This is a genomic window from Paracoccus litorisediminis (genome assembly GCF_009711205.1).
Classification (GTDB): Bacteria; Pseudomonadota; Alphaproteobacteria; order Rhodobacterales; family Rhodobacteraceae; genus Paracoccus; species Paracoccus litorisediminis.
The window spans coordinates 989,650-1,011,229 of the sequence record NZ_WMIG01000001.1; the positions used below are offsets into that span (position 1 = coordinate 989,650).

Below are 21,580 nucleotides of genomic sequence, written 5' to 3' on the forward strand. Positions count from 1 at the left end.
AGGCGCGACGATGTTCCCGATCCGAGACCATAACCCCTCCGAGCGCACGCCCTATGTCCGCAACGGGCTGATCTTTCTGAACGTGCTGCTTTACCTGCTGACCGATCCGCTGCTGGGGGGCATGACCGGGATCTGGGACCGGCTGGCGCTGTATCCGGCGGCGGTCATGCATGGCGAGTGGCCCTGGGGGATCGTCACCCACATGTTCCTGCATGCGGGCCTGCTGCATATCGCGGGCAACATGCTGTTCCTGTGGGTCTTTGGCGACAACCTTGAGGACCAGATGGGCCATGCCGGTTTCCTGCTGTTCTATCTGGCCTGCGGGGTCGCTGCCGCCATCGGCCAGATTGCGGGCGATCCGCAAAGCACGATCCCGATGGTCGGGGCATCCGGCGCCATTGCCGGGGTGATGGGCGGCTATCTGCTGCTGTTTCCGAAGGCGCGGGTCGAGGTCATCGCCATCATCATCATCATCATCAAGCGCTTCATCATTCCCGCCTGGGTGCTGCTGCTGGCCTGGTTCGGGCTGCAACTGTTCTCGACCGCGCTGGCGCAGGATGACGGGGTGGCCCATATCGCCCATGCGGCGGGCTTCGTCGCGGGCATCATCTTTGCCGTTCCCGTCTTTCTGCGACTGGGTGGCAGGGATTTCTGGCGGATAACGCAGGGCCGTCCGCCGCATCTGCCCCTGGTCTATACGCCCTCACGCATCCCCGAGGTCCGCCGCTAGCACGCCCCGGCTCATGTGCCGCTTGCCTGCGAAACCGGGGGCACGTTCCACGCTGAACCCTGCCGCAGCCAAGGCGCGGCGCACATGCCCGGCAGCGGTATAGGTCGCGAATGTGCCGCCCGGCGCAGTGTGGCGGGCAACCTGCGTCATCAGATCCTCGCCCCAAAGTTCCGGGTTCTTGGCCGGGGAAAACCCGTCCAGAAACCACGCATCGGCCCGCCCCTGCCAGTCGGGTAGCGCGTCGCGCGCATCGGCCTCGATGATCTCGGCCTGAACCATGCCCACGGCGAAGCGGCGGCTGGGCCAGCCCTCGCGCAGCTGGGCGGAAAGATCGGCCAGCTCGGGAAAGGCGGCATGGGCGCGGGCCAGTTCCTCAAGGCTCATCGGAAAGGCCTCGAAACTGGTGAAGTGGATGGGCTGAGTGGCGATCCGCGCCAATGCCAGCAGGTTCAGCCCGGTGCCAAAGCCCAGTTCTGCGACGTGAAAGCCCGATTGCAACCGCTGTGGCAGGTCATTGCCGGACAGGAACACATGCCGCGTTTCCTCCAGCCCGCCATTCAGGCTGAAATAAGGGTCGTCGAAACGGCGCGAGACCGGAATCTGCCCGTCGCGCCAGTCCAGATCGGCGCTGCTCTGGTCGTGTTCGCCCATAAGCGCTAACTCCTTTTTCACGGCAGATGCGATATGGGGTGGCGGGATGGCAAGTGCAAAACTCAACGTGGCGGGCGCGGGCGTGTTCGGCCTTGCCTGCGCATGGGAACTGCTGCGGCGCGGCCAGCCGGTGCAGGTCTTTGAGGCAGCACGGATCGGCGCGGGATCATCCGGTGGCCATGTCGGCGCGCTGGCCCCGCATGCGCCCGAGAACTGGAATCCGAAAAAGCAGATCCAGCTGGATGCCCTGATCGGTGCCCATGACTGGTGGGCCGAGGTGGCTCGCGTCGGCGGCACAGATCCCGGCTATGCCCGCACCGGTCGCATTCAGCCGGTCGCGGAAGGGGCCGAGGATCGCATGCGCGAACGGATCGCAGCCTCAAAGGTGAACTGGCCGGATTGGGCGGGGATGGAGCTGACTGACAGCCCGCAGGCCGGTTTGGTGCCGCTCTCGCCCTCGGGCCTGTGGCTGATCGACCGCCTGACCGCCCGGATCAGCCCGCGACGCGCCGGGGCAGCGCTGGCCGCTGCCATCCGCGCCAAGGGCGGTGAGATCATCGAGGGCACACCCGCCCCCGACGCCCCCGCGATCTGGGCCACGGGCGTCGCAGGCCTTGCGCCGTTCGGCGGGAATGGGGTCAAGGGCCAGTCGGCACTGTTGGCATTCGACGCGGGCGATCAGCCGCAGGTCTTTGCCGATGGGCTGCATATCGTGCCGCATTCCGATGGGACGGTGGCGATCGGCTCGACCTCGGAACGAGATGCGACGGATACTGGGACGGATCATCAGTTGGACGAATTGGTCGCCAAGGCGCGGCTTTATTGCCCAGCTCTCGCCGATGCTCCGGTGGTGGATCGCTGGGCAGGTATCCGCCCCCGCGCCAAGTCTCGCGCGCCCATCGTCGGCGCTTGGCCGGGACGGCCCGGCCATTACGTCGCGAATGGTGGCTTCAAGATCGGCCTTGCCATGGCCCCGGCCGCCGCCGGAATGCTGGCCGATCTGATCCTTGAGGGCCGCGACCGTATCCCCGAAGGCTTCCGCCCGCCTATGGCAGCGGACTGACCCCCACGACCAGCGGATGCAGATGGAACAGCGCGGCCCAGATCAGCAGACCCGCGACGATGCGCCTCCAGCCCAGCCTGACGGTGGTGCCACGGCGCAGCCCCATCCCCAAGCCGAACAGCGCATAGGCCAGAAGCAGCCCGAACAGCACCACATGCGCCAGATCGCCATTGGCCAGCAGATGCGCCCCCGCCCACAGGCTGACCCCCGCCATCAACCCGACCATGCCTCCCAGACAGGCCGCCAGCACCGCGACCGGCATGGCAATATTCACCAGCCATCGCATCCAGCCCGCCTGCGGCCAGATCTCGACAAAGGGCGCCCGCCCCGAGGCCACGATCAGCCAGTATAGCAACGCCAGCGACAGCAGGCTGTAGCCGACCAGATAGGTCCGTCGCCCAAAGCGCGCGATCAGCGCCCCCCGGAACCGCACCGGGATCACATGCGAGACCAGAAACGCCGCCAAGGCCAATGAAAATTCTGCCCATTCCATGACCGAAACCCTAGCCGCGCCCCTCTCGTGCGGCAATCCGCGTTGACGCCGCACCCGGTCGCGCCATGATAGGCAAAAAAGAGGACGCCCATGACCCGCCTTCAGACCGCTTTCGATGCCATCGACAAGGCCAATTCCGCCGACCCGACCCTGACAGACGGCCAGCCCGAGGCCCTGCTTTACGGCCAGCGCATGAGCGCCGAGCAAGAGGCGCTTTACCCCGAGGCCTCGGACCCGCTGCGCATCGCCTGCCGCGGCCAGCATGTCGAGCGCTGGCTGCTGCCGCGCAAGGATTTCCCCATGGACCGCCCCGGCTACCTCGCATGGCGGACCGAGCAGGGCCGCCGCCACGCCGCCCGTATTGCCGGGATCATGCGCGAGGCGGGATATGCCGATGACGACATCCAGCACGCCGAGAAGATGCTGACCAAACAGGGCATCAAGCGCGACGGCGACGTGCAGGCGCTGGAAGATGCGGCCTGCTTCACCTTCATCCGCTGGTATCTTGGCCCCTTCGCCGAAGGCCGCGATGCAGACGAACTGCAACGCATCGTCGAAAAGACCGCCCGCAAGATGTCGGAAACCGCCCGCGCCCGCGCGCTGACGGAATTCGCCATCCCCGAGCCCTTCGCAGCCGCCTTCCGTGCCTAAGGCCCTGATCGTCGCCCACGGTCAGCCCGGTGACCCCGGCCCGCAGCAACAGGCGGTCGAGACACTGGCCGCCAGCGTCGCTGCGCTTTTGCCGGGCCATCAGGTCCGGGGCGCGACGCTGGCCATGCCCGGCGCGCTTGATGTCGCAGATAGCGACACGCTGATCTATCCGATGTTCATGGCCGAGGGCTGGTTCACCCGCAGCGAACTGCCCCGCCGCCTTGGCCTGTCCGGCGCGCCAAATGCCCGGATCCTGCCCCCTTTCGGCAGCGATCCGGGTCTGCCCGCCTTGTGCCGCGACCTCATCGAACAAGCGACTGCGGCGCAGGGTTGGCCAATGGAAACCACCCATATCCTGCTTGCCGCGCATGGCTCCGGCCGCTCACGCGCGCCTTTCGAGGCCGCGCAGAAAATGGCCCAAGATCTTCTCCCACTCCGCGTAACCTGTGGCTATGTCGAGGAGGCCCCCTTCCTCGCCGATGCCGCCAAGGGCCTACCTGATCACACGATCTGCCTGCCGCTTTTCGCGACGCGGGCCGAGCATGTCACCGACGACCTGCCAGAGGCCCTCGCGCAGGCAGGTTTTCGCGGCATCACCCTGCCTCCGGTCGGCATGGCCGCCAAGGTTCCCGCCATGATCGCCGAAACGATCAGGGCCGCACTGTAAAGCGCGGCCCCTCGGTTTCTCCGTTTTTAAAATACCCAAACAGCAACCGCGCCACAAAAGCGGCGCGGCCCGTGGGTCACATCGCCTGCAACTGCGCCAGCGCGGCACGGATGCGCGACACGTCATCCTCCAGCGCGGCCAGCTTCTCGCGGGTTTCCTCGATCACCTCGGCCTCGGCATTCTCGACGAATTTCGGGTTCGACAAGCGCCCGCGCAGGCCCTGCGCGTCCTTCTCGGTCTTGGCGACCGATTTCTCCAGCCGCGCCGATTCCGCCTTCACGTCAATCATCTCGCCAACCGGCAGGGCAAAGCTCGCGCCAAGTGCCGCGACCGAGATCATCCCCGGTCCCATCGCGCCGTCAGCGGGCGGGTTCACCCGGGCCAGACGCTCGATCAGCGGACCATTCGCGGCCAGCGCCGCGCGGGCGGCCTCATCGGCCTCGGTCACGATCAGGTCGGGACGCGCGCCAGCCGGAACGCCGATCTGGGCGCGGGCCGAGCGGATGTTCTCGATCAGCGCGATCACCCAGTTCATCTGGCGGTCGGCCTCGGCGTCGATCAGTTCCGCGCCAAACTCCGGCCAGTCGCCATGGACCAGCATCTTGGGCCGATCGCCGGTCAGCGCCCATAGTTCTTCGGTGACGAAGGGCATGATCGGGTGCAGCATGGTGTAGCACTGGTCCAGCACCCAGCCCATGGTGGCCTGCGTTTCCTCGCGATGCTCGCCATCGAACAGCGGCTTCGAGAATTCGACATACCAGTCGCAGACCTTGCCCCAGACAAAGGCGTAAAGCCCGGTCGCGGCATCGTTGAAGCGGTAGCTTTCCAGCGCCTCATCGGTTGCCATGCGGATGCGGGCCAGTTCGGCGATGATCCAGCGGTTCACCACATGCTTGGGTTCCGGACGGGCGACGCCGCCACGCACGCCGTTCATCTCGGCAAAGCGGGTCGCGTTCCAGATCTTGGTGACGAAGTTGCGGTTCGCCTCGACATGCTTCGGCCCCAGTTTCGGATCGCGGCCCATCGCCGCCATCGAGGTCAGGGTGAAGCGCAGCGCGTCGGCTCCGAACTGATCGATCAGGGTCAGCGGGTCGATGACATTGCCTTTCGACTTCGACATCTTCGCGCCTTTTTCGTCGCGCACCAGCCCGTGGACATAGACCGTGCGGAAGGGCACGTCGCCGACGACGGCCAGCTGCATCATCATCATCCGGGCAACCCAGAAGAAGATGATGTCAAAGCCGGTGATCAGCGTGCTGGTCGGGAAATAGCGCGCCAGCTCCGGGGTCTGTTCCGGCCAACCCAGCGTCCCGATCGGCCACAGGCCCGAGCTGAACCACGTGTCCAGCACGTCGGGATCGCGCCAGACCGGGTAGACCAGCTTGGTCGGGTCTTGCGTCAGGTTGTAATCGGCCAGCCCCTGGGCAAAGGCATCCACCGCCGCTTCGCGGTTGGCGACCTCGATCACGCGGGCGATTTCCAGCGGCTGCGGCAGACCGGCGATGCTGTCGCGGAATTTCTCGGCCACATCCGCAAAGCCCGAGGCGGCGTGGTGGATCTCGTCGCGATGGACCAGACCTTCTTCGAGCAGGGCAAAGATCTCCACATCGTCCAGCGCGCCATCATGGTCGTCATCGACCTGACCTTCCAGCGACAGGTTCAGACCGTACCAGACCGGGATCTGGTGGCCCCACCACAGCTGGCGGCTGATCGTCCAAGGCTCGATATTTTCCAGCCAGTGGAAATAGACCTTCTCATGCTGCTCGGGCAGGATCTTGGTCTGGCCCGAGCGCACGGCGTCCAGCGCCGGACCGACGATCTTGGCGGTATCGACGAACCATTGGTCGGTCAGCATCGGCTCGATGACGACGCCCGAACGGTCGCCAAAGGGCTGCATGATCGGCTTCGACTCGACCAGCGCGCGGCGTTCCAGATGCTCGGCGCCGGTCTCTTTCTCAATTTCCTTGTGCAGATAGGTAACGGCCAGACCCTCGGCGCTGATCTGCTCGATGACCAGCTTGCGGGCCTCGAACCGGTCCAGTCCGCGCAACTCCTCGGGGACGAGGTTCACGTTCGAGACATCGCCGACATCCTCGCCATTGGCGGCGCGGGTCGCGATCTCGGCGCTTTCCTCATAGGACAGGCCGTCCTGACGCATCGCGCCCTTGCCATCCATCAGCGCGTAAAGCGGGATGTTGTTGCGCATGGCGACGCCGTAGTCGTTGAAGTCATGCGCGCCGGTGATCTTGACCGCGCCCGAGCCGAAATCCGGGTCCGGATATTCGTCGGTGATGATCGGGATCAGACGGCGATGTTGCTTCGGCCCGACCGGGATCTCGCACAACTGGCCGACAATCGGGGCATAGCGGGCATCGTCCGGATGAACTGCAACCGCACCGTCGCCCAGCATGGTTTCAGGCCGGGTCGTCGCGATGCTGATATAGTCGCGGGTCTCGCGCAAGGTGACGTTGCCATCCTCGTCGCGCTCGACATATTCATAGGTCGCGCCACCGGCCAGCGGGTATTTGAAATGCCACATATGGCCGGGAACCTCGCGGTTCTCGACCTCAAGGTCCGAGATCGCGGTCTCGAAATGGGGGTCCCAGTTGACCAGCCGCTTGCCGCGATAGATCAGGCCCTTGTCATGCATCTCGACAAAGACCTTGATCACGGCGTCGTGGAAGTTCCCTTCCTCACCGGCAGGGGCACCCGGAGCGCCCGACATGGTGAAGGCATTGCGCGACCAGTCGCAGGAGGCGCCAAGGCGCTTCAACTGCTCGATGATGGTGTCGCCGGATTCCTGTTTCCACGCCCAGACCTTCTGCAAGAATGCCTCGCGCCCGATCTCACGGCGGTTGGGTTCCTGACGCTGGGCCATCTGGCGCTCGACCACCATCTGGGTCGCAATGCCGGCATGGTCCTGACCCGGCTGCCACAAGGTGTCAAAGCCGCGCATCCGGTGCCAGCGCACCAGAATGTCCTGCAGCGTGTTGTTCAGCGCGTGGCCGATATGCAGGCTGCCGGTCACGTTCGGGGGTGGGATCACCACCGAAAAGCTCTCGGCGCCCGGTTTCGCGTTGGCACCCGCGGCAAAAGCATCGCTCGCCGCCCATTCACCCGCGATCCGCGCCTCGGCGGTATTCGCGTCGAAGTTCTTTTCCATGGCCATCTGGTCACCCCTTTGATCGCGAAGGGGATAGCGAAACACAGACAAAAGGCCAAGAGGCGCTAGGTCAGGAACCTTGCCGGAATAAGCTCGGGGAAGGGGAAAAGCTTCAGGCAGGGCAGTGCCTCGGTCCGGGCGCGGTGGAACGAAGGCCGCGCCAGCAGCCGTTCGAAATAGGCCGACAGCACCGGACGGTCGCCGAACGGCTGCAGGATACCCGCATAGAACAGCGCCGGAGAGGCTGCGCAATCGGCCAAGCCGTAATCGCCAGCCGCCCATTCCCGGTTCTGAAGATGGTGGTCCAGCGCATCATAGGCCAGATCCAGCTTGTCGCGCGCAAAGGCGCTGACCGGGGCCTCGGCCCCCTCGCCCATGAACAGCCGCGCATCGACGATCTGCTGGGCGATGCCATTGACCTGAAAATCAAAGAACCGGTCCCATTGCCGCGCCAGAAACGCCGCATCGAGGTCGGCGGGCAGAAGCTTGCGCGTCGCCGGATAGTGCAGCTGGACATAGTCGATCATCACCGAGGATTGCGACAGGATCACCCCGCGCGCCTCATCCCGCAGGCCGGGCATGCGGCCCATCGGTTCGATCCGCTTCATCAGCGCGCGGTCCTCGGGATCGCCCAGATCGATTTGGCGGAAGGTGAAGGGCGCGCCGGTTTCATACAGCGCGACCAGCACCTTCTGGGTATAGGATGACAGCGGATGCCCATAGATGGTCAGCATCACGCGGCCTCGGTAAAATGATCAAGCTGGGCGGCAAGCGCCTGCTGAAAGGCCGGGCGCGCGGTCATTCGCTGCACATAGTCCGTCAGCACCGGATGGGGGTCCAGCTCATCCATATGGGCGACCAGCCGCAGCGCCTCGCAGATCAGGATGTCGGCGGCGGTAAAGCAGCCCGAGGCGATGAATTCGCGCTTGGCCAGAACCGGGGTCAGCTGGCGCAGGCGTTCTTGCAGGCGGGGTTGCAGCAGGCCGGTCGCCGTCTCGTTTTGGTCCGAGATCTTGGCCATGAAATAGGCCATGATCACCGGCTCCAGCGTGTTCAACCCAGCGATCATCCATTGCTGCGTCTCGGCCCGCTGGCGAGGATCGCGGGGGATCAGCGCCTCGTGCCGGTCGCCCAGATACAGCAGGATCGCGCCGCTTTCGAACAGCGAGATATCCCCGTCATCAACCATCGGCACCTGCCCGAAGGGCTGGCGCAGCATGTAAGGCAGGGTCTTTTCCCGCACGCTGGTCGTCTCGACGTGATAGGGCAGGCCTGCTTCCTCGCAGGCCCAGCGGACACGGATGTCGCGCACATAGCCCTTGGAGATGTCGGGAACCCAGTCAAATGTCGTGATCACGAGTGTCATGGGTCATTCCTTTCGAGCGAACTCCGCGTCGATCGAGATCAGGATCGGCTCGGTGAAGAATGCGTTGAGGCCGTAGGCTTGAGGGTCGATCTGGGTCTGCGCATGCAGCCCGATCAGGTCGCGGATGACCGGATTGCCATTTTCGTCGCCGGTGAAGCCCTTACCCGCGCCGATCAGCTCGACCCCGAAAATCGCGGGATGGGTCTTGCCCATCAGGGTCAGCTGACCGTTGACGCTGCCCTTGGTCTCGCTTTCGGCGACAAAGCCTTCGGACACGAAGCGGGCGGTCGGGTTGGCGGCCGTATCCAGATAGTCCTTGCCCCGCAGGACCTCGGCAAAGCCCTCGACCGGGGAGGAAATCGAGGTCACATCGACCTCGACCTCCAGCTTGCTGGCTGCCGGATCGTCGGGCTTCCAGTCCAGCGTGCCACTGACCTTGTCGAAGCGAAACACGCTGTAGGAAAAGCCAAGATGCAGCACGCGGGCGATGACCGCGCTGTGATAGGGGTCCAGCGCATAGCTGCCCGGACCCGCCGCGTGATAGTTTTTCTGTCCATGCGGCACGTCCGAGGGTTTGTAATCCTGCGCCGCCGCGGGGGCGGCGCAGAGAACCAGCGCAATCAGCGCCGCGCGGATCATGAAGCGTTCTCTTTCGGTCCGACGACCGAGAAATGCGCCCCCTGCGGATCGCGGAAGAAGGCGATGAAGGCACCGCCGGGTACCTCGACCGGGCCATGCAGCAGCGTGCCCCCGCCCGAGGTGATGCGCTCGATCGCGGCATCGACTCCGTTCACGCCGAAATAGGGCAGCCAGTTCGGCACGGGCGAATTGCCCAAGCCCATCATCCCGCCGATATCCGCGCCGTTCCACGAAAACAGCTGGTAGGTCCCCATCGGCCCCATGTCGACCGGCGTCGACTTGGTCCAGCCGAACAGCTCGGCGTAGAAATCGAAGGCCGCGCCGGGATCGGTCGACATCAGTTCGATCCAGTTGCCGTGGCTTTCCTTCTGCTGGTTCCACGGCCCGGCATCGGCGGGCGGTTTCGGGTCCATGCCCAGCGGTTGCAGGATGCCGAAACCGACGCCTTGCGGATCGGACAGAACGGCGAAACGGCCGGTTTCGGGAATGTCGGCGGGTTCGCGAAAGACCTTGCCACCCAGCGCCTTGACCTTGGCCGCGGCACCGTCGGCATCGTCCACGTCGAAATAGATCATCCAGAAGGGCGGGACATCGGCGCAATCCTCGGGCCGCTCCATCAGCCCGGCAACCGGGCCGCCATCGTAATGCGCCAGATGATAGGTAAAGCCGGGCATTCCGGCGTCGCTGATCTTCCAGCCAAAGACCTTGTCATAGAAGGCCCCGGCATCGTCCAGCGCGCCCTTGGCGGTGGACAGCTCGAACCAGCATGGTTTTCCGTGATACATCGCCCCACCCTCAGCTTTCGTCCACGACGGGTTCGAACCCGCCCCACATCATCCGCATCCCGTCAAAGGGCATGTCGCCCATCTTGGCCATGTCGGGATCGGACATCATCTTGGCATAGGCGGCATCGGCCGTGTCCTTGTCGGACCATTCGATCCAGGAAAACAGGATCGTCTCATCCTCCTTGGCCTTGGTCGCCATATAGAAATCAGTGACCTTGCCGTGGGGCACATCGACGCCCCAGTTCTCGACCATGCGCTGTGCGCCCCATTTCTTGAAATAGGGCCAGGCCATGCGGGCGTGGTCGATGTATTTCTGCTTGTTCTCGGTCGGTACAGCCAGAAGAAAACCGGAATAGTAAGTCATCTGTCGTCCTCCTCAGACGGCGAAAGAAACGCCGGTGAGTCGAAGGGTCTCAGTTGCAGTAGTAAAAAGCAACTGTTAATATGAAAACATGAATGAGATCGGCCAAACCCCGCGAACCCGCTATGACGAGGGCTGCCTTGGCGCCCACGCCCTGAATTTCATCGGCGACCGCTGGGCGCTGCTGGTCGTGCGTGAACTGATGTTCGCGCCCAAGCGTTTCCAGATGATCCGGGCGGGCATGCCCGGGATCACCGCCAGCGTGCTGACGCAAAGACTGGGGCAACTGACCCAGACCGCGATCATCGCGCATGATCCGGTGCTGGGAATTTACACACTGACCGATCTGGGCAGGGCGCTGCACCCGCTGCTGACCGAGTTGTGCCGCTGGGCCTTGCTGCTGCCGGGCCATGATCCGCGCAAGTTCATCAGCATCTCGGCGCTGATGATTTCCATTTCGGCAACGGTGGATCGGGCGCGGGCGGCGGGATCGCCACTGCGCGCGGGCTTCCTGTCAGGAACCGAAGGGTTCGAGGTGGTTTTGTCCGCGAATGGCCTGCCGCAGGTCCGCGCCGTGCGCGCGCCGGATGCGGATTTCGTGCTTGAGGGCAGCGGCAATGCCTTGGCTGCTGCCGTCTATGGCCCCCCGCCCACCGCCCTGGCGGCAGCGGGGCGCATTGCCCTGCACGGCGATCCGGTCGCCGCGCAGGAGTTCACCAGCTTCTTCAGCGTGACGCCTCAGACCAGATCCAGCAGCGACTCGCCCGAGGAAATCGTGCAGGCCCCGGCGGCTTCCTCGACCTGAATTTCGGTCACGGTGCCGTTGTCGACCAGCATCGCATAGCGCTTGGAGCGGCCATTGACCCAGCCAGCGCCCTCGATGTTCAGGCCAAGCGCCTTGGTGTAGCTGCCATCGGCATCGGCCAAAACCTCGATCCCGGCATCACCCGCGCCGGTGGCTTTCGACCATGCGCCCGCGACGAAGGGGTCGTTGACGGTCACGCAGACGACGCGCGAGACGCCTTTTTCGCGGAACTTGTCGGCATTCTTCACAAAGCTCGGCATGTGGCTGTTCGAGCAGGTGGGGGTGAAGGCGCCGGGCACGGCGAAAATCGCCACGCGGCCCTGCGACAGCTCGGCGGTGTCGACCTCGGCGGGGCCATTCTCGCCCAGTTTGAACAGCTTGCCTGCGGGCAGCTTGTCGCCTTTCGAAATGGACATGCGCGTTCTCCATGAATTGCATCAATGCGGGGCGGACTATAGGCTGCGCGCCTTGGGCAGACCAGTAAGGGCAAAGAATGAATATCGTGATCCTTGGTGCGGGGCAGGCAGCGGCCTCGATGGCGGCGAAATTGCGGGCGCTGGGGCATCAGGGGCCGATCACCTTGATCGGAGACGAGGCCGAGCCGCCCTATCAGCGCCCGCCTTTGTCGAAAGCCTATCTGCTGGGCGAAATGGGGCTGGACCGGCTGACCCTGCGCGGCGCGGAATGGTGGACGGAACAGGGGATCATCCTGCATCTGGCCGAGCGCGCGACCGGCATCGACCGCGCGCGCCGGGTCGTCCTGACCGACAAGGGTGAGCATCCCTATGACGCGCTGGCCCTGACGCTGGGCGCAAGCCCCCGCCGCCTGCCGCAGACGATGGGTGGCCATCTGCCCGGCGTGCATGTGGTGCGCAATCTGGCCGATATCGCGGCGGCGAAACCCGCGCTGGTGGCGGGCCGCCGTCTGGTGGTGATCGGTGGCGGCTATATCGGACTTGAAGCCGCCGCCGTCGCCCGCAAGCTGGGCCTGCATGTGACGCTGGTCGAGGCCGCGCCGCGTATCCTTGGTCGGGTCGCCGCGGCCCAGACCGCCGACATGATCCGCGCACTCCACCGCGCGCATGGCGTGGACATCATCGAAGGCGTGGGGATCGAGCGTATCACCGGAACGGAAGCCGCCGACGGCGTGACCCTGTCGGATGGCCGTCACCTGCCCGCCGATCTGGTCATCTGCGGCATCGGCGTTGCCCCCGAAACCGCCCTGGCCGAGGCCGCCGGACTGGCGGTCGATAACGGCATCGCCACGGATGCGCAGGGGCGCAGTTCGGACCCGGCGATCTGGGCGGCGGGCGATTGCGCCAGCTTTCCCGCTTCGGATGGGCGGATGCGGCTGGAAAGCGTCGGCAATGCCATCGACATGGCCGAGGCGGTTGCCGCGAACATGCTGGGCGCTGGCGCGGACTACCTGCCAAAGCCGTGGTTCTGGTCGGATCAGTTTGACGCGAAACTGCAGATCGCCGGGTTGAATGCCGGTTACGATCAGGTCGTGACCCGGCCGGGCGCGGGCACGCATGGCGGCTCGGTCTGGTATTACCGTGACGGCCGCCTGATCGCCGTCGATGCGCTGAACGACGCCCGCGCCTATATGATCGGCAAGCGGTTGATCGAGGGCGGCAAATCGCCTTCGCCCGAGGCCGTGGCTGAGGCCACCGACCTGAAGGCGCTGATGTAATGCGGATCATCGGCGGCAATCTGCGCGGGCTGAAACTGGCGGATGTGGGCGCGGGCGACACTGCGGCCCATCTGCGCCCGACCACCGACCGGGTGCGCGAGTCGATCTTTAACCTGCTGGTCAATGGCACGCATGGCAATCCGATCCCCGGCGCGCGGGTGCTGGACCTGTTCGCGGGCACCGGTGCGCTGGGGCTTGAAGCGCTGTCGCGCGGCGCGGGCCGCGTGGCCTTTGTCGATGACGGGGTCGCAGCCCGCGCACTGCTGCGCCAGAATATCGAAAAGGCCCGCGCCATGGGTGTCACCGATGTCTGGCGGCGCGACGCGACCAAGCTGGGCGAAAACCGCGGACCGGGTTTCGACCTGATCTTTCTGGACCCGCCCTATGGCAAGGGTCTGGGCGAACAGGCCATCGCCTCGGCCATGGCCAATGGCTGGATCGCCCCCGGCGCGATGATCGTCTGGGAGGAATCTTCCGCCCCGCCCGCCGTGACGGGGCTGGAGCGGATCGATCAGCGCAAATATGGCGATACGGTCATCACCCTGCTGCGCCCCGAGACGGCTTAGGTCGCCCGATCCAGCTTGGTCGACAGGTGGATCAGGCTTTCGCTGGACCTGACCCCGGTCAGACTGCCGATCTGATCCAGCACATCGTCAAGCTGGCTGGTCGATGTGGCCGCCAGCTGCAGCAAAAGATCCACCCTTCCGCTGGTCGTGTGGATGCGTTCGACCTCGGGCAGGCTGCGCAAACGGGTCAGGATACCCGCCTGCGAGCGCGGCTCGATCGTCAGCAGGCAGGTGGCACGGATGCGGTTTTCCCGCGCCGCATCCCCCAACCGCAGCGTATAACCGGCAATCGCCCCCGAGGTTTCCAGCCGCTCCAGCCGCGCCTGCACGGTCGAACGCGCGACTTTCAGCCGCCGCGCCAGTACCGCCACCGATTGCCGCGCATCCTGCGCAAGATGGGCCAGAATGCCCCGATCCAGCTCGTCCAAATTCAACACCTGACATATTGACGCCATTTTGGTCGATTTAACCGATCCGGCGCGCAATTCCACCCTTTTCGTTGCATCAACCGGAAACAATCAGGCGCAGACTTGAGGGCACCCCCCGTTCCCGAACGCAAAGGAAGGATCTGCCGATGGGACTGACCGAGGGCCGTGGCCCCAAGACCGTCTGGAACAACCCCGCCGAGATCATCCGCGTTTTGGCCCCGGAAGATCCGGTCATGGTCTTTGATCCCGCGGTCCTGCGCGCGACGGCGCAGCGTTTCCTGCGCGGCTTTCCCGGTCTGGTCACCTATGCGGTGAAATCCAATCCCGACAAGGCGATCATCCGCACCCTTGCTGCGGCTGGCGTGAAGGGATTCGATGTCGCCTCGCCCTATGAGATCGACCTGATCGGCCGTCTCGCCCCCCATGCCGCGCGCCATTACCACAACCCGGTCCGCGCGCGCGCCGAGATCGCCCATGGCGTCGCGGCGGGGGTAAAGTCGTGGTCGGTGGATAGTTGGTCCGAGTTGGAAAAGCTGTTCCAGCGCGTCCCATCCGAAAATTGCGAGATCTCGCCCCGCTTCAAGCTGCCGGTGTCTGGGGCGGCCTATGATTTCGGCTCGAAATTCGGCGCTTCGCCGGAACTGGCGGCAGAATTGCTGCGGGCGGTGGCGGATAGGGGCTATATCCCGTCGCTGACCTTCCATCCCGGCACGCAATGCGGCGATCCGCAGGCATGGGAAAGCTATATCACCACCGCCGCGCGGATCTGCGACATGGCGGGGGTCAAGGCGCGGCGGCTGAATGTGGGCGGCGGCTTCCCCTCGCACCGTGTGCAGGCGATTGCGCCGGATCTGACCACGATCTTCGAACTGATCGACAGCGCCACCGAGGCCGCATTCGGCGCCGACCGCCCGGAACTGGTCTGCGAGCCGGGGCGCGGCATGTGCGCCGATGCCTTTGCCCTGATCACGCGGGTCAAGGCGGTGCGCGACGGCGCAGCCGTTTTCCTGAATGATGGCGTCTATGGAGGGCTGACCGAATTGCCGCAGATCGGCAATCTGGACCGGTTGCAGGTCCTGACCCCCGAGGGCACGCCCCGCGCAGGCGTACCTACTCCGCGCACCGTTTTCGGGCCGACTTGCGACTCGCTCGACCGACTGCCCGGAGAGATTGACCTGCCCGCCAATATCCAGGAGGGCGACTACCTGATCTTTCAGGGTGCGGGCGCGTATTCGACCGTGACGAACACCCGCTTCAATGGCTTCGGGCAGATGGCGCACCTGTCTGTTCGGTCACTTTCCTGACGCGATCAATTCCCGGTTGCTGATTCCATGCTAGCCTGAGCTTATGGAATCTGATCACGCATCCATTTTTCATGTGGTGTTGATGGACGGAACCTTCGCTTCGCTGGCAGAGGGTCAGGGATCGTCCATTACCCGAATTCACGCCATGCTTTCGGGCCGGCTCGGCCCATTGCAGGGCAAGGTGAATTTGCATTATGCGCCAGGCCAGCAATGGGCGGCCTGGCGCACCTTACCCCTGCTGATCTCGGTGCAGACGGTCGAACAGAACATCCGAAACGCCTATGCTTGGCTGGCGCGGACATGGCAGCCGGGTGAACCCCTTTTCCTGTTCGGATATTCGCGCGGCGGTATGGGCATCTGCGCGCTGGCCGAGATGATCGACCGCATCGGCCTGCTGCGCCGAGAAGAGGCCAGCGATCAGAACCTGCTTTGTGCGTGGAACAGCTATCGCTACGACGGCGGACCGATTGCGGCGCATATGCGACACGATCACGTCCCGATCCGCATGGTTGGGCTGCTGGACACGGTGATGTCGCTGCCGTTTTCGGACAGCGCCGGGGACGGGTTCGACTATTCCAAGGGGCGGCTGGCAGGCAATGTGGCGCGCGGTGTTCATGCGCTGGCGCTGGACGAAACCCGCCACGCCTTTGCTCCGGTCCTGTGGACCGAGGGCAGGCAGGACCAGCGCATCGAACAGCTGTGGTTTCGCGGCGCTCATCCCGATATCGGCGGCCAACTTTTAGGGCACGAGGCCGCGCGGCCCTTGGCCAACCTGCCGCTGGTCTGGCTGCTGTCGCGCGCCGCTGAGGATGGATTGCCCCTGCCCGAAAACTGGCAGGACCAGCACCCCTGCGACCCCGACGCGCCCCGGCTGGGATCGTGGCATCGCTGGGGCAAGGCCTTCCTGCGCCGTTCGGCCCGCAAGGTCGGGCTGGCCACCGGAGAGGCGCTGCATCCGTCGGTGCCCCTGCCCTATGCCGGTCCGGCGCATCTGGTCGGCGCGCTGGCCACGGCAGCGCCGGAAAGGCAACGGTTTCGGCTGCGGCTGCCGGGCGATGGCGGCACCGATCACTCGGCGCACGCCTGATCAGGCGACGTTCGGAAGCGCGCCCTTGGGGGTGACGCCAAGCGCGGCGCAGACCTTCAGCACCAGATCGGGCTTGTTCAGCGTGTAGAAATGCAGCCGGTCGACGCCGCCCGCGACCAGCTGTTCGCACAGCTTCACGCAGACCTCTTGCGCCAGCCGCGCCTCGCCCTCTTTGCCAGCCTGCGCAAAGGCCTCCTCGGCCCATGCCGGAACCGAGGTGCCGCAGCGCTCGGCAAAACGGCGCGCGCCAGCCCAGCTTTGGATCGGCAGGATGCCGGGCAGGATCGCGGCAGTGACGCCCGCCTTTTCGCATTGGTCGCGGAAACGGAAGAACGTGTCGGCGTCAAAGAAGAACTGGGTGATGGCGCTGGTCGCACCCGCATCCGACTTGCGCTTCAGCCATGCCACATCGGCGGCGGTATCGGGGCTGTCGGGATGCGGCTCGGGGTAAGCGCCGCAACGGATCTTCATGTCGCCACGCGCGGCAATCGCCTCGATCAGCTCGACCGAATTGGCGAAGCCGTCGGGATGCGCGGTGAAGCGGTCCTGACCTTGCGGTGCGTCGCCGCGCAAGGCGACGATCTCATGCACGCCCGCCGCCGCGTAATCGGCGACGATCTGCAGGGTTTCCTCGCGCGTGGCATCGACGCAGGTCAGATGCGCCGCGACATTCAGCCCGTAATGGCTGGCCAGCGCCGTCACCGCCTCATGCGTCAACTGCCGGGTGGTGCCGCCCGCGCCATAAGTGACCGAAACGAAGTCCGGGCCCAAGGGTGCCAGCGCGCGCGCCGTATCCCACAGCCGGAACGACTGGTCGAGGTTCCGGGGCGGGAAGAATTCGAAGCTGACGGCGGGCGTGGTCATGGCATGGTCCTTTTTCTGGCGGGACTTGTGACATGGCCTGTGACGTGAGACAAATTCATAATCTTCAAGATCGTGATGAGTTTCATTCAAGATGCATCTGGAACTTCGCCATTTGCGCAGCCTGCGCGCCATCCATGAACAGGGCGGTCTGGCCCGCGCCGCCGAGATGCTGAACCTGACACAATCGGCGCTTTCCCATCAGATCAAGGCCTTGGAGGAGCAGGCCGGGGTCGAGCTGTTCCTGCGCAAGACCAAGCCTTTGCGTCTGTCCGCCGCCGGGATGCGGCTGCTGCGCACCGCCGAACAGGTGCTGCCGCTGATCGAATCCGCCGAGGCCGAATTCCGCGCGGTGGAACTGGGCCGCGCCGGACGGCTGCACGTGGCGATGGAATGCCATCATTGCTTCGACTGGCTGCTGCCGGTTCTGGACCAGTTCCGCCGGGCCTGGCCCGAGGTCGATCTGGACATCCGCTCCAGCCTTGCGCTGAAGGCGCTGCCGGCGCTGGTCCGGGGGCAAGTCGATCTGGTGATCTCCTCGGACCCCGAGGACATGCCGGGCATCGCCTATCAGCCGCTGTTCGACTATGCCCCGACCATGGTGGTCCCTGCCGCCCATCCGCTGGTCGCCAAGGGCTTTGCCGAGCCGCAGGATTTCGCAACCGAGACGCTGATCACCTATCCGATGGATCGGGCGCGGCTGGATGTCTATTCGCAATTCCTTGATCCCGCCGGGGTCGAGCCCGCCCATCACCGGCAGGTCGAACAGACCGCCGTGGCCCTGATGCTGATCGCCTCGGGGCGCGGGGTGGCGGTGATGCCGGACTGGGTTCTGCGCGCCCATGCCGGCAATCCGGAACTGGCGCTGTTGCCGCTGGGACCGCAGGGAATGCTGCGCCGCCTTTACGCCGCCGTGCGCGAGGATGACCTTGCCCAGCCCTATATGGCCCATGTCCTGCGGCTGGCCCGGACCGAGCCGGTACGGATGATGCGCGCTTTGTCGCAGGGGCGCACGAACTGGTCACCGCCCGCAGGGGTTTGACATTGCCCGGTTTTCGCCAGAAGGTTGACTAGGCAGGCCACGGCAGGGATTGCCATGAACGATCTTTCCAAGGACCATCACCTGACGATCAGCGCCGAGGGCGAGGCACTGCGGCTGGCCGGGGAGTTCACCGTCTGGACCCTGCCCCAACTGCCCGAATCCGCCGCCTCGGCACGCCATATCGACCTGTCCGGCCTGACCCGCTTCGACACTGCCGCCGCATGGTATCTGGCGCAGCGCCGGGCCTCGGGGGCGGTGCTGGCGGGCATGACGCCCGGTCAGGACAAGCTGCTAGAATCCGTGATTGCCGCCAGCCCCGGTCCCGATACTGCAACCGCAGCCGATCCCTTCTGGCATCGGCTGCTGGAAGGGATCGGGCAGCGCGTCACCCGCGCTTTGATCTTTCTTCGCGAAATCGCCGAATATCTGGGCCGCTTTCTGGCCGCCCTTGCCCGTGCCATCCGTCACCCTGCGGATTTCCGGCTGACCTCCTTCGTGCATCACTGTCAGGAAACCGGGCTGCGCGCCGTGCCGATCGTGGCGCTGATGTCCTTCCTGATCGGCGTGGTGCTGGCCTTTCAGGGCGCGGTGCAATTGCAGCAATTCGGGGCCGAGGTCTTTGTCGTCGACCTGATCGCCATCTCGATCCTGCGCGAACTGGGCATTTTACTGACCGCGATCATCGTGGCCGGACGCACGGCTTCGGCACTGACAGCCTCGATCGGGTCGATGAAAATGCGCGAGGAAATCGACGCCATGCGCACTTTGGGCATGGACCCGGACATGGTGCTGATCCTGCCGCGCGTGCTGGCGCTGGTGGTGACGCTGCCGATCCTTGGGCTGATCGCCGATGTCGCGGGTCTGGTCGGGGGCGGGCTGATGACATGGTATGAGCTGGGCATTTCGCCCGCCATGTTCCGCTATCGGCTGATCACCGAAACCGATGTCGACCATGTGATCGTCGGCATGCTCAAGGCCCCGGTCTTTGCCGTGGTCATCGGCATCATCGGCTGCCATGCCGGGATGAAGGTCGGCAAGGACGCGGAATCGCTGGGCGCGCAGACCTCGACCGCGGTGGTCAATGCGATCTTCGCGGTGATCGTGCTGGACGCGCTGTTCTCGATTTTCTTTGCCGAGGTCGGGCTGTGAGCGAAAACGTCATCGAGGTGCGCGGGCTGACCACCCGTTTCGGCGAACATGTCGTCCATGAGGGGCTGGATCTGGACCTGCGCCGTGGCGAGATTCTGGGCGTGGTCGGTGGTTCGGGGACCGGGAAATCGGTGCTGCTGCGCACCATCGTCGGGCTGATCCGGCCCGCCGCCGGTCAGGTCCGGGTGCTGGGACAGGACGTGCAATCGCTGTCAGGCCTTGCGCGTGAGGCGCTGGAGCGGCGCTGGGGCGTGATGTTCCAGGACGGCGCGCTGTTTTCCGCCCTGTGCGTTCAGGAAAACGTCGAGGTGCCCCTGCGCGCAGTTCCCGGCCTGACGCCCGAACAACGCGAGGGGCTGGCGCAGCTGAAGGTCGCGATGGCAGGGCTGCCATGGAACGCGAACGGGAAATATCCCTCGGACCTGTCGGGGGGCATGCGCAAGCGCGCCGGGCTGGCACGGGCCCTGGCGCTGGACCCCGAGATCGTCTTTCTGGACGAGCCCACCGCCGGGCTGGACCCGATCGGCGCGGATGCCTTTGACCGGCTGATCGTCGGCCTGCGCGATGCGCTGAACCTGTCGGTGTTTCTGGTCACCCATGATCTGGATACACTGCATGCCTGTTGCGACCGCGTCGCGGTTCTGGCCGAAAGAAAGGTTCTGGCCACCGGCACCATGGCCGAGATGCTGAAAGTCGACCATCCTTGGGTGCATGACTATTTCCACGGCCCGCGCGCCCGCGCCGTGACAGCCGGGACAGAGTGAGGGAATGGAGACCAAGGCCAATTTCGTTCTGATCGGCGCCTTTACCCTTGCGGGCTTTCTGGGCCTGCTGGGCTTTCTGATGGTCTTTGCCAAGATCGAACTGCGTCAGCAATTCGCCACCTATGACATCTATTTCAACGAGGTCTCGGGGCTGGGCTCGTCCTCGACCGTGACCTTTGCCGGGCTGTCGGTGGGCAGCGTCGTGGACATGTCGCTGTCGAACCAGCCCGGTGGCGCGGTCAAGGTTCAGGTGCAGGTGGCCGAGGACACGCCCATCCGCACCAATTCCCGCGCCTCGATCGAGATTCAGGGGGTGACGGGCATTTCCAACGTGGCGATCAGCGCAGGCACCACCGACACGCCCCTGCTGCGCGAGATCAGTCCGGGCGCGGTCCCGGTGATCCCCGCCAACCGTTCGGCCCTGCAGACGCTCAGCGATCAGGGTCCCGAGATGATCTCGCGGCTGAACACCGTGGCCGAACAGATGACCCGCCTGCTGAGCGAGGAAAACCAGGGCCGCGTCACCGCCATCCTGGGCAATGTCGAACGCTCCAGCGCCAATCTGGACAAGGCCTTGGCCGATGTGACGCATGCGACCGACTCGATTGCCTCGGCGGCCTCGGATATTTCGGGCTTTGGCAGCAAGCTCGACAGTCTGGGCAAGGCGGCTGAGACCACCTTCGGCAATGCCGATACCGCCTTGGCCCAATTCAACGACACCGCGAAAAAGGCCGATGCCGCGCTGATTTCGGGAACAGCGACGCTGGACGAATTGCGCGGCTACGTCACCGAAGACCTGCGCGGGCTGACGCAAAGGCTGGACCAGACCGCGACCAGCCTGCAGGCCGATCTGACCCGGTTGACCGACCGTGCCGGCGGCACCATGGACCGCATCGATGCCGCGCTTGAGGTGGGTGGGCGCACGCTCGCCTCGGCCGAACGCGCCTTTGACGGGGCAGACCGCATGATCAATTCCGAGATTGGCCCGGTCGCCGCCGACCTGCGCGCCACCCTTGCCCGTTTCAACGAGGCCATCGGCAGCGTGACCGAGGACATTCCCGAAATCACCGCCCGGCTGCGCGCCGCCGCCGACAGTGCCGACAGCGCCTTCAGTGGCCTTAGCGCCATGTTGGAGGGCGCACGCGCCCCGGTGCAGGCTTTCACGCGTGAAGGGCTGCCGCAATTCACCGGGCTGGCGCGCGACCTGCGCGGGCTGGTCGGCAACCTGAACCAGCTGGTGAACGCGCTGAAGCGCAACCCGTCCCAGATCATCACCGGGCCGCGCACGCCCGAATTTCGTCGCTGAGAGGTA

Annotated in this window: 24 protein-coding genes; 13 read left to right on the top strand and 11 right to left on the bottom strand. The window is 65.2% G+C overall.

The genetic code is table 11. The annotated features are described in order from the left end of the window. Positions 1–10: 10 nt before the first annotated feature. Positions 11–730, top strand: a complete 720-nt coding sequence (locus tag GL300_RS04995; RefSeq protein ID WP_155038431.1) for a rhomboid family intramembrane serine protease — start codon at positions 11–13, stop codon at positions 728–730. Here the strand turns inward: GL300_RS04995 and mnmC2 are convergent. Continuing rightward, the gene (mnmC2, locus tag GL300_RS05000; RefSeq protein WP_155038432.1) at positions 704–1,381 is read right to left on the bottom strand and encodes a tRNA (5-methylaminomethyl-2-thiouridine)(34)-methyltransferase MnmC2; all 678 of its coding nucleotides are present in this window, start codon (positions 1,379–1,381) and stop codon (positions 704–706) included. The two genes, GL300_RS04995 and mnmC2, sit on opposite strands and share 27 nt — an antisense overlap. Positions 1,382–1,427: 46 nt before the next feature. Here mnmC2 and GL300_RS05005 point away from each other — a divergent pair, with 46 nt between their 5' ends. Then, a complete protein-coding gene (locus GL300_RS05005) occupies positions 1,428–2,444 on the top strand; it encodes an NAD(P)/FAD-dependent oxidoreductase (RefSeq protein ID WP_155038433.1) in 1,017 nt (338 codons plus the stop codon). On the opposite strand, the gene GL300_RS05010 is transcribed toward GL300_RS05005, so the two are convergent. Beyond that, positions 2,428–2,937: an NnrU family protein gene (locus tag GL300_RS05010; protein ID WP_155038434.1), complete on the bottom strand. Its 510-nt coding sequence runs from the start codon at positions 2,935–2,937 to the stop codon at positions 2,428–2,430. The two genes, GL300_RS05005 and GL300_RS05010, sit on opposite strands and share 17 nt — an antisense overlap. A gap of 90 nt (positions 2,938–3,027) precedes the next feature. Between GL300_RS05010 and GL300_RS05015 the strand changes: the two genes are divergently transcribed. Beyond that, positions 3,028–3,588 (top strand): DUF4202 domain-containing protein, encoded by a 561-nt coding sequence (locus tag GL300_RS05015; protein WP_155038435.1) that lies wholly within the window; start codon positions 3,028–3,030, stop codon positions 3,586–3,588. After that, positions 3,581–4,255: a cobalamin biosynthesis protein CbiX gene (locus GL300_RS05020; RefSeq protein ID WP_343042895.1), complete on the top strand. Its 675-nt coding sequence runs from the start codon at positions 3,581–3,583 to the stop codon at positions 4,253–4,255. The genes GL300_RS05015 and GL300_RS05020 overlap by 8 nt, the downstream gene beginning before the upstream one ends. 76 nt (positions 4,256–4,331) lie before the next feature. Here the strand turns inward: GL300_RS05020 and GL300_RS05025 are convergent, their stop codons facing one another. From GL300_RS05025 to GL300_RS05050, 6 genes are read right to left on the bottom strand one after another with little or no spacing between them, the layout of a single operon-like run. Then, positions 4,332–7,424, bottom strand: a complete 3,093-nt coding sequence (locus tag GL300_RS05025; protein WP_155038436.1) for a valine--tRNA ligase — start codon at positions 7,422–7,424, stop codon at positions 4,332–4,334. Between the two features lie 59 nt (positions 7,425–7,483). Continuing rightward, a complete protein-coding gene (locus GL300_RS05030) occupies positions 7,484–8,152 on the bottom strand; it encodes a glutathione S-transferase family protein (protein WP_155038437.1) in 669 nt (222 codons plus the stop codon). After that, on the bottom strand, positions 8,152–8,784 hold the full coding sequence (locus GL300_RS05035; protein WP_155038438.1) for a glutathione S-transferase family protein: 633 nt from the start codon (positions 8,782–8,784) through the stop codon (positions 8,152–8,154). The genes GL300_RS05030 and GL300_RS05035 overlap by 1 nt, the downstream gene beginning before the upstream one ends. 3 nt (positions 8,785–8,787) lie before the next feature. After that, positions 8,788–9,423, bottom strand: coding sequence for a YceI family protein (locus GL300_RS05040; protein WP_155038439.1), 636 nt, complete (start codon positions 9,421–9,423; stop codon positions 8,788–8,790). After that, positions 9,420–10,208: a VOC family protein gene (locus GL300_RS05045; RefSeq protein WP_155038440.1), complete on the bottom strand. Its 789-nt coding sequence runs from the start codon at positions 10,206–10,208 to the stop codon at positions 9,420–9,422. Before GL300_RS05045 ends, GL300_RS05040 begins: the two co-directional genes overlap by 4 nt. Positions 10,209–10,218: 10 nt before the next feature. Continuing rightward, positions 10,219–10,572, bottom strand: a complete 354-nt coding sequence (locus GL300_RS05050) for a DUF1428 domain-containing protein (protein WP_155038441.1) — start codon at positions 10,570–10,572, stop codon at positions 10,219–10,221. An 88-nt stretch (positions 10,573–10,660) separates the two neighbouring features. Between GL300_RS05050 and GL300_RS05055 the strand changes: the two genes are divergently transcribed. After that, positions 10,661–11,374 carry a winged helix-turn-helix transcriptional regulator gene (locus GL300_RS05055; RefSeq protein ID WP_155038442.1) on the top strand — a complete coding sequence of 238 codons (714 nt, stop codon included), beginning with the start codon at positions 10,661–10,663 and terminating at the stop codon, positions 11,372–11,374. Here GL300_RS05055 and GL300_RS05060 read toward each other — a convergent pair. Beyond that, positions 11,308–11,790, bottom strand: coding sequence for a peroxiredoxin (locus GL300_RS05060; RefSeq protein WP_155038443.1), 483 nt, complete (start codon positions 11,788–11,790; stop codon positions 11,308–11,310). The two genes, GL300_RS05055 and GL300_RS05060, sit on opposite strands and share 67 nt — an antisense overlap. A gap of 77 nt (positions 11,791–11,867) precedes the next feature. Here GL300_RS05060 and GL300_RS05065 point away from each other — a divergent pair, with 77 nt between their 5' ends. Both GL300_RS05065 and rsmD read left to right on the top strand, forming a co-directional pair. Next, entirely contained in the window at positions 11,868–13,067 is a 1,200-nt protein-coding gene (locus GL300_RS05065; RefSeq protein WP_155038444.1) for an NAD(P)/FAD-dependent oxidoreductase, read from the top strand. Then, positions 13,067–13,633, top strand: coding sequence for a 16S rRNA (guanine(966)-N(2))-methyltransferase RsmD (rsmD, locus tag GL300_RS05070; protein WP_155038445.1), 567 nt, complete (start codon positions 13,067–13,069; stop codon positions 13,631–13,633). The genes GL300_RS05065 and rsmD overlap by 1 nt, the downstream gene beginning before the upstream one ends. On the opposite strand, the gene GL300_RS05075 is transcribed toward rsmD, so the two are convergent. Continuing rightward, complete coding sequence (locus GL300_RS05075) at positions 13,630–14,061, bottom strand: Lrp/AsnC family transcriptional regulator (protein WP_155038446.1); 432 nt, start codon at positions 14,059–14,061, stop codon at positions 13,630–13,632. The two genes, rsmD and GL300_RS05075, sit on opposite strands and share 4 nt — an antisense overlap. Positions 14,062–14,207: 146 nt before the next feature. On the opposite strand from GL300_RS05075, the gene GL300_RS05080 reads away from it, so the two are divergent. Then, the gene (locus tag GL300_RS05080) at positions 14,208–15,365 is read left to right on the top strand and encodes a type III PLP-dependent enzyme (RefSeq protein WP_155038447.1); all 1,158 of its coding nucleotides are present in this window, start codon (positions 14,208–14,210) and stop codon (positions 15,363–15,365) included. 82 nt (positions 15,366–15,447) lie between these two features. Beyond that, positions 15,448–16,452, top strand: coding sequence for a phospholipase effector Tle1 domain-containing protein (locus GL300_RS05085; RefSeq protein WP_170297600.1), 1,005 nt, complete (start codon positions 15,448–15,450; stop codon positions 16,450–16,452). Here GL300_RS05085 and metF read toward each other — a convergent pair whose 3' ends face one another. Next, complete coding sequence (gene metF / locus GL300_RS05090) at positions 16,453–17,316, bottom strand: methylenetetrahydrofolate reductase [NAD(P)H] (protein ID WP_155038449.1); 864 nt, start codon at positions 17,314–17,316, stop codon at positions 16,453–16,455. It abuts the gene before it with no gap. Positions 17,317–17,407: 91 nt separating this feature from the next. Here metF and GL300_RS05095 point away from each other — a divergent pair, with 91 nt between their 5' ends. From GL300_RS05095 to GL300_RS05110, 4 genes are read left to right on the top strand one after another with little or no spacing between them, the layout of a single operon-like run. Beyond that, on the top strand, positions 17,408–18,355 hold the full coding sequence (locus GL300_RS05095) for a LysR family transcriptional regulator (RefSeq protein WP_155038450.1): 948 nt from the start codon (positions 17,408–17,410) through the stop codon (positions 18,353–18,355). A 54-nt stretch (positions 18,356–18,409) separates the two neighbouring features. Further along, positions 18,410–19,504, top strand: a complete 1,095-nt coding sequence (locus GL300_RS05100; RefSeq protein WP_155038451.1) for an ABC transporter permease — start codon at positions 18,410–18,412, stop codon at positions 19,502–19,504. After that, positions 19,501–20,268 (top strand): ABC transporter ATP-binding protein, encoded by a 768-nt coding sequence (locus GL300_RS05105; RefSeq protein ID WP_343042896.1) that lies wholly within the window; start codon positions 19,501–19,503, stop codon positions 20,266–20,268. Before GL300_RS05100 ends, GL300_RS05105 begins: the two co-directional genes overlap by 4 nt. Positions 20,269–20,272: 4 nt before the next feature. Next, on the top strand, positions 20,273–21,574 hold the full coding sequence (locus tag GL300_RS05110) for an MlaD family protein (protein WP_155038452.1): 1,302 nt from the start codon (positions 20,273–20,275) through the stop codon (positions 21,572–21,574). Positions 21,575–21,580: the final 6 nt, after the last annotated feature.

Excerpts from the sequence above, each read along its gene's own strand:
- GL300_RS05035 (WP_155038438.1), bottom strand. The coding sequence starts at position 8,784 with ATGACACTCGTGATCACGACATTTGACTGGGTTCCCGACATCTCCAAG.
- GL300_RS05095 (WP_155038450.1), top strand. The coding sequence starts at position 17,408 with ATGCATCTGGAACTTCGCCATTTGCGCAGCCTGCGCGCCATCCATGAA.
- GL300_RS05040 (WP_155038439.1), bottom strand. The coding sequence starts at position 9,423 with ATGATCCGCGCGGCGCTGATTGCGCTGGTTCTCTGCGCCGCCCCCGCG.
- GL300_RS05025 (WP_155038436.1), bottom strand. The coding sequence starts at position 7,424 with ATGGCCATGGAAAAGAACTTCGACGCGAATACCGCCGAGGCGCGGATC.
- GL300_RS04995 (WP_155038431.1), top strand. The coding sequence starts at position 11 with ATGTTCCCGATCCGAGACCATAACCCCTCCGAGCGCACGCCCTATGTC.
- metF (WP_155038449.1), bottom strand. The coding sequence starts at position 17,316 with ATGACCACGCCCGCCGTCAGCTTCGAATTCTTCCCGCCCCGGAACCTC.
- GL300_RS05065 (WP_155038444.1), top strand. The coding sequence starts at position 11,868 with ATGAATATCGTGATCCTTGGTGCGGGGCAGGCAGCGGCCTCGATGGCG.
- GL300_RS05055 (WP_155038442.1), top strand. The coding sequence starts at position 10,661 with ATGAATGAGATCGGCCAAACCCCGCGAACCCGCTATGACGAGGGCTGC.
- GL300_RS05010 (WP_155038434.1), bottom strand. The coding sequence starts at position 2,937 with ATGGAATGGGCAGAATTTTCATTGGCCTTGGCGGCGTTTCTGGTCTCG.
- GL300_RS05085 (WP_170297600.1), top strand. The coding sequence starts at position 15,448 with ATGGACGGAACCTTCGCTTCGCTGGCAGAGGGTCAGGGATCGTCCATT.
- rsmD (WP_155038445.1), top strand. The coding sequence starts at position 13,067 with ATGCGGATCATCGGCGGCAATCTGCGCGGGCTGAAACTGGCGGATGTG.
- GL300_RS05100 (WP_155038451.1), top strand. The coding sequence starts at position 18,410 with ATGAACGATCTTTCCAAGGACCATCACCTGACGATCAGCGCCGAGGGC.
- mnmC2 (WP_155038432.1), bottom strand. The coding sequence starts at position 1,381 with ATGGGCGAACACGACCAGAGCAGCGCCGATCTGGACTGGCGCGACGGG.
- GL300_RS05015 (WP_155038435.1), top strand. The coding sequence starts at position 3,028 with ATGACCCGCCTTCAGACCGCTTTCGATGCCATCGACAAGGCCAATTCC.
- GL300_RS05050 (WP_155038441.1), bottom strand. The coding sequence starts at position 10,572 with ATGACTTACTATTCCGGTTTTCTTCTGGCTGTACCGACCGAGAACAAG.
- GL300_RS05110 (WP_155038452.1), top strand. The coding sequence starts at position 20,273 with ATGGAGACCAAGGCCAATTTCGTTCTGATCGGCGCCTTTACCCTTGCG.
- GL300_RS05060 (WP_155038443.1), bottom strand. The coding sequence starts at position 11,790 with ATGTCCATTTCGAAAGGCGACAAGCTGCCCGCAGGCAAGCTGTTCAAA.
- GL300_RS05080 (WP_155038447.1), top strand. The coding sequence starts at position 14,208 with ATGGGACTGACCGAGGGCCGTGGCCCCAAGACCGTCTGGAACAACCCC.
- GL300_RS05045 (WP_155038440.1), bottom strand. The coding sequence starts at position 10,208 with ATGTATCACGGAAAACCATGCTGGTTCGAGCTGTCCACCGCCAAGGGC.
- GL300_RS05030 (WP_155038437.1), bottom strand. The coding sequence starts at position 8,152 with ATGCTGACCATCTATGGGCATCCGCTGTCATCCTATACCCAGAAGGTG.
- GL300_RS05005 (WP_155038433.1), top strand. The coding sequence starts at position 1,428 with ATGGCAAGTGCAAAACTCAACGTGGCGGGCGCGGGCGTGTTCGGCCTT.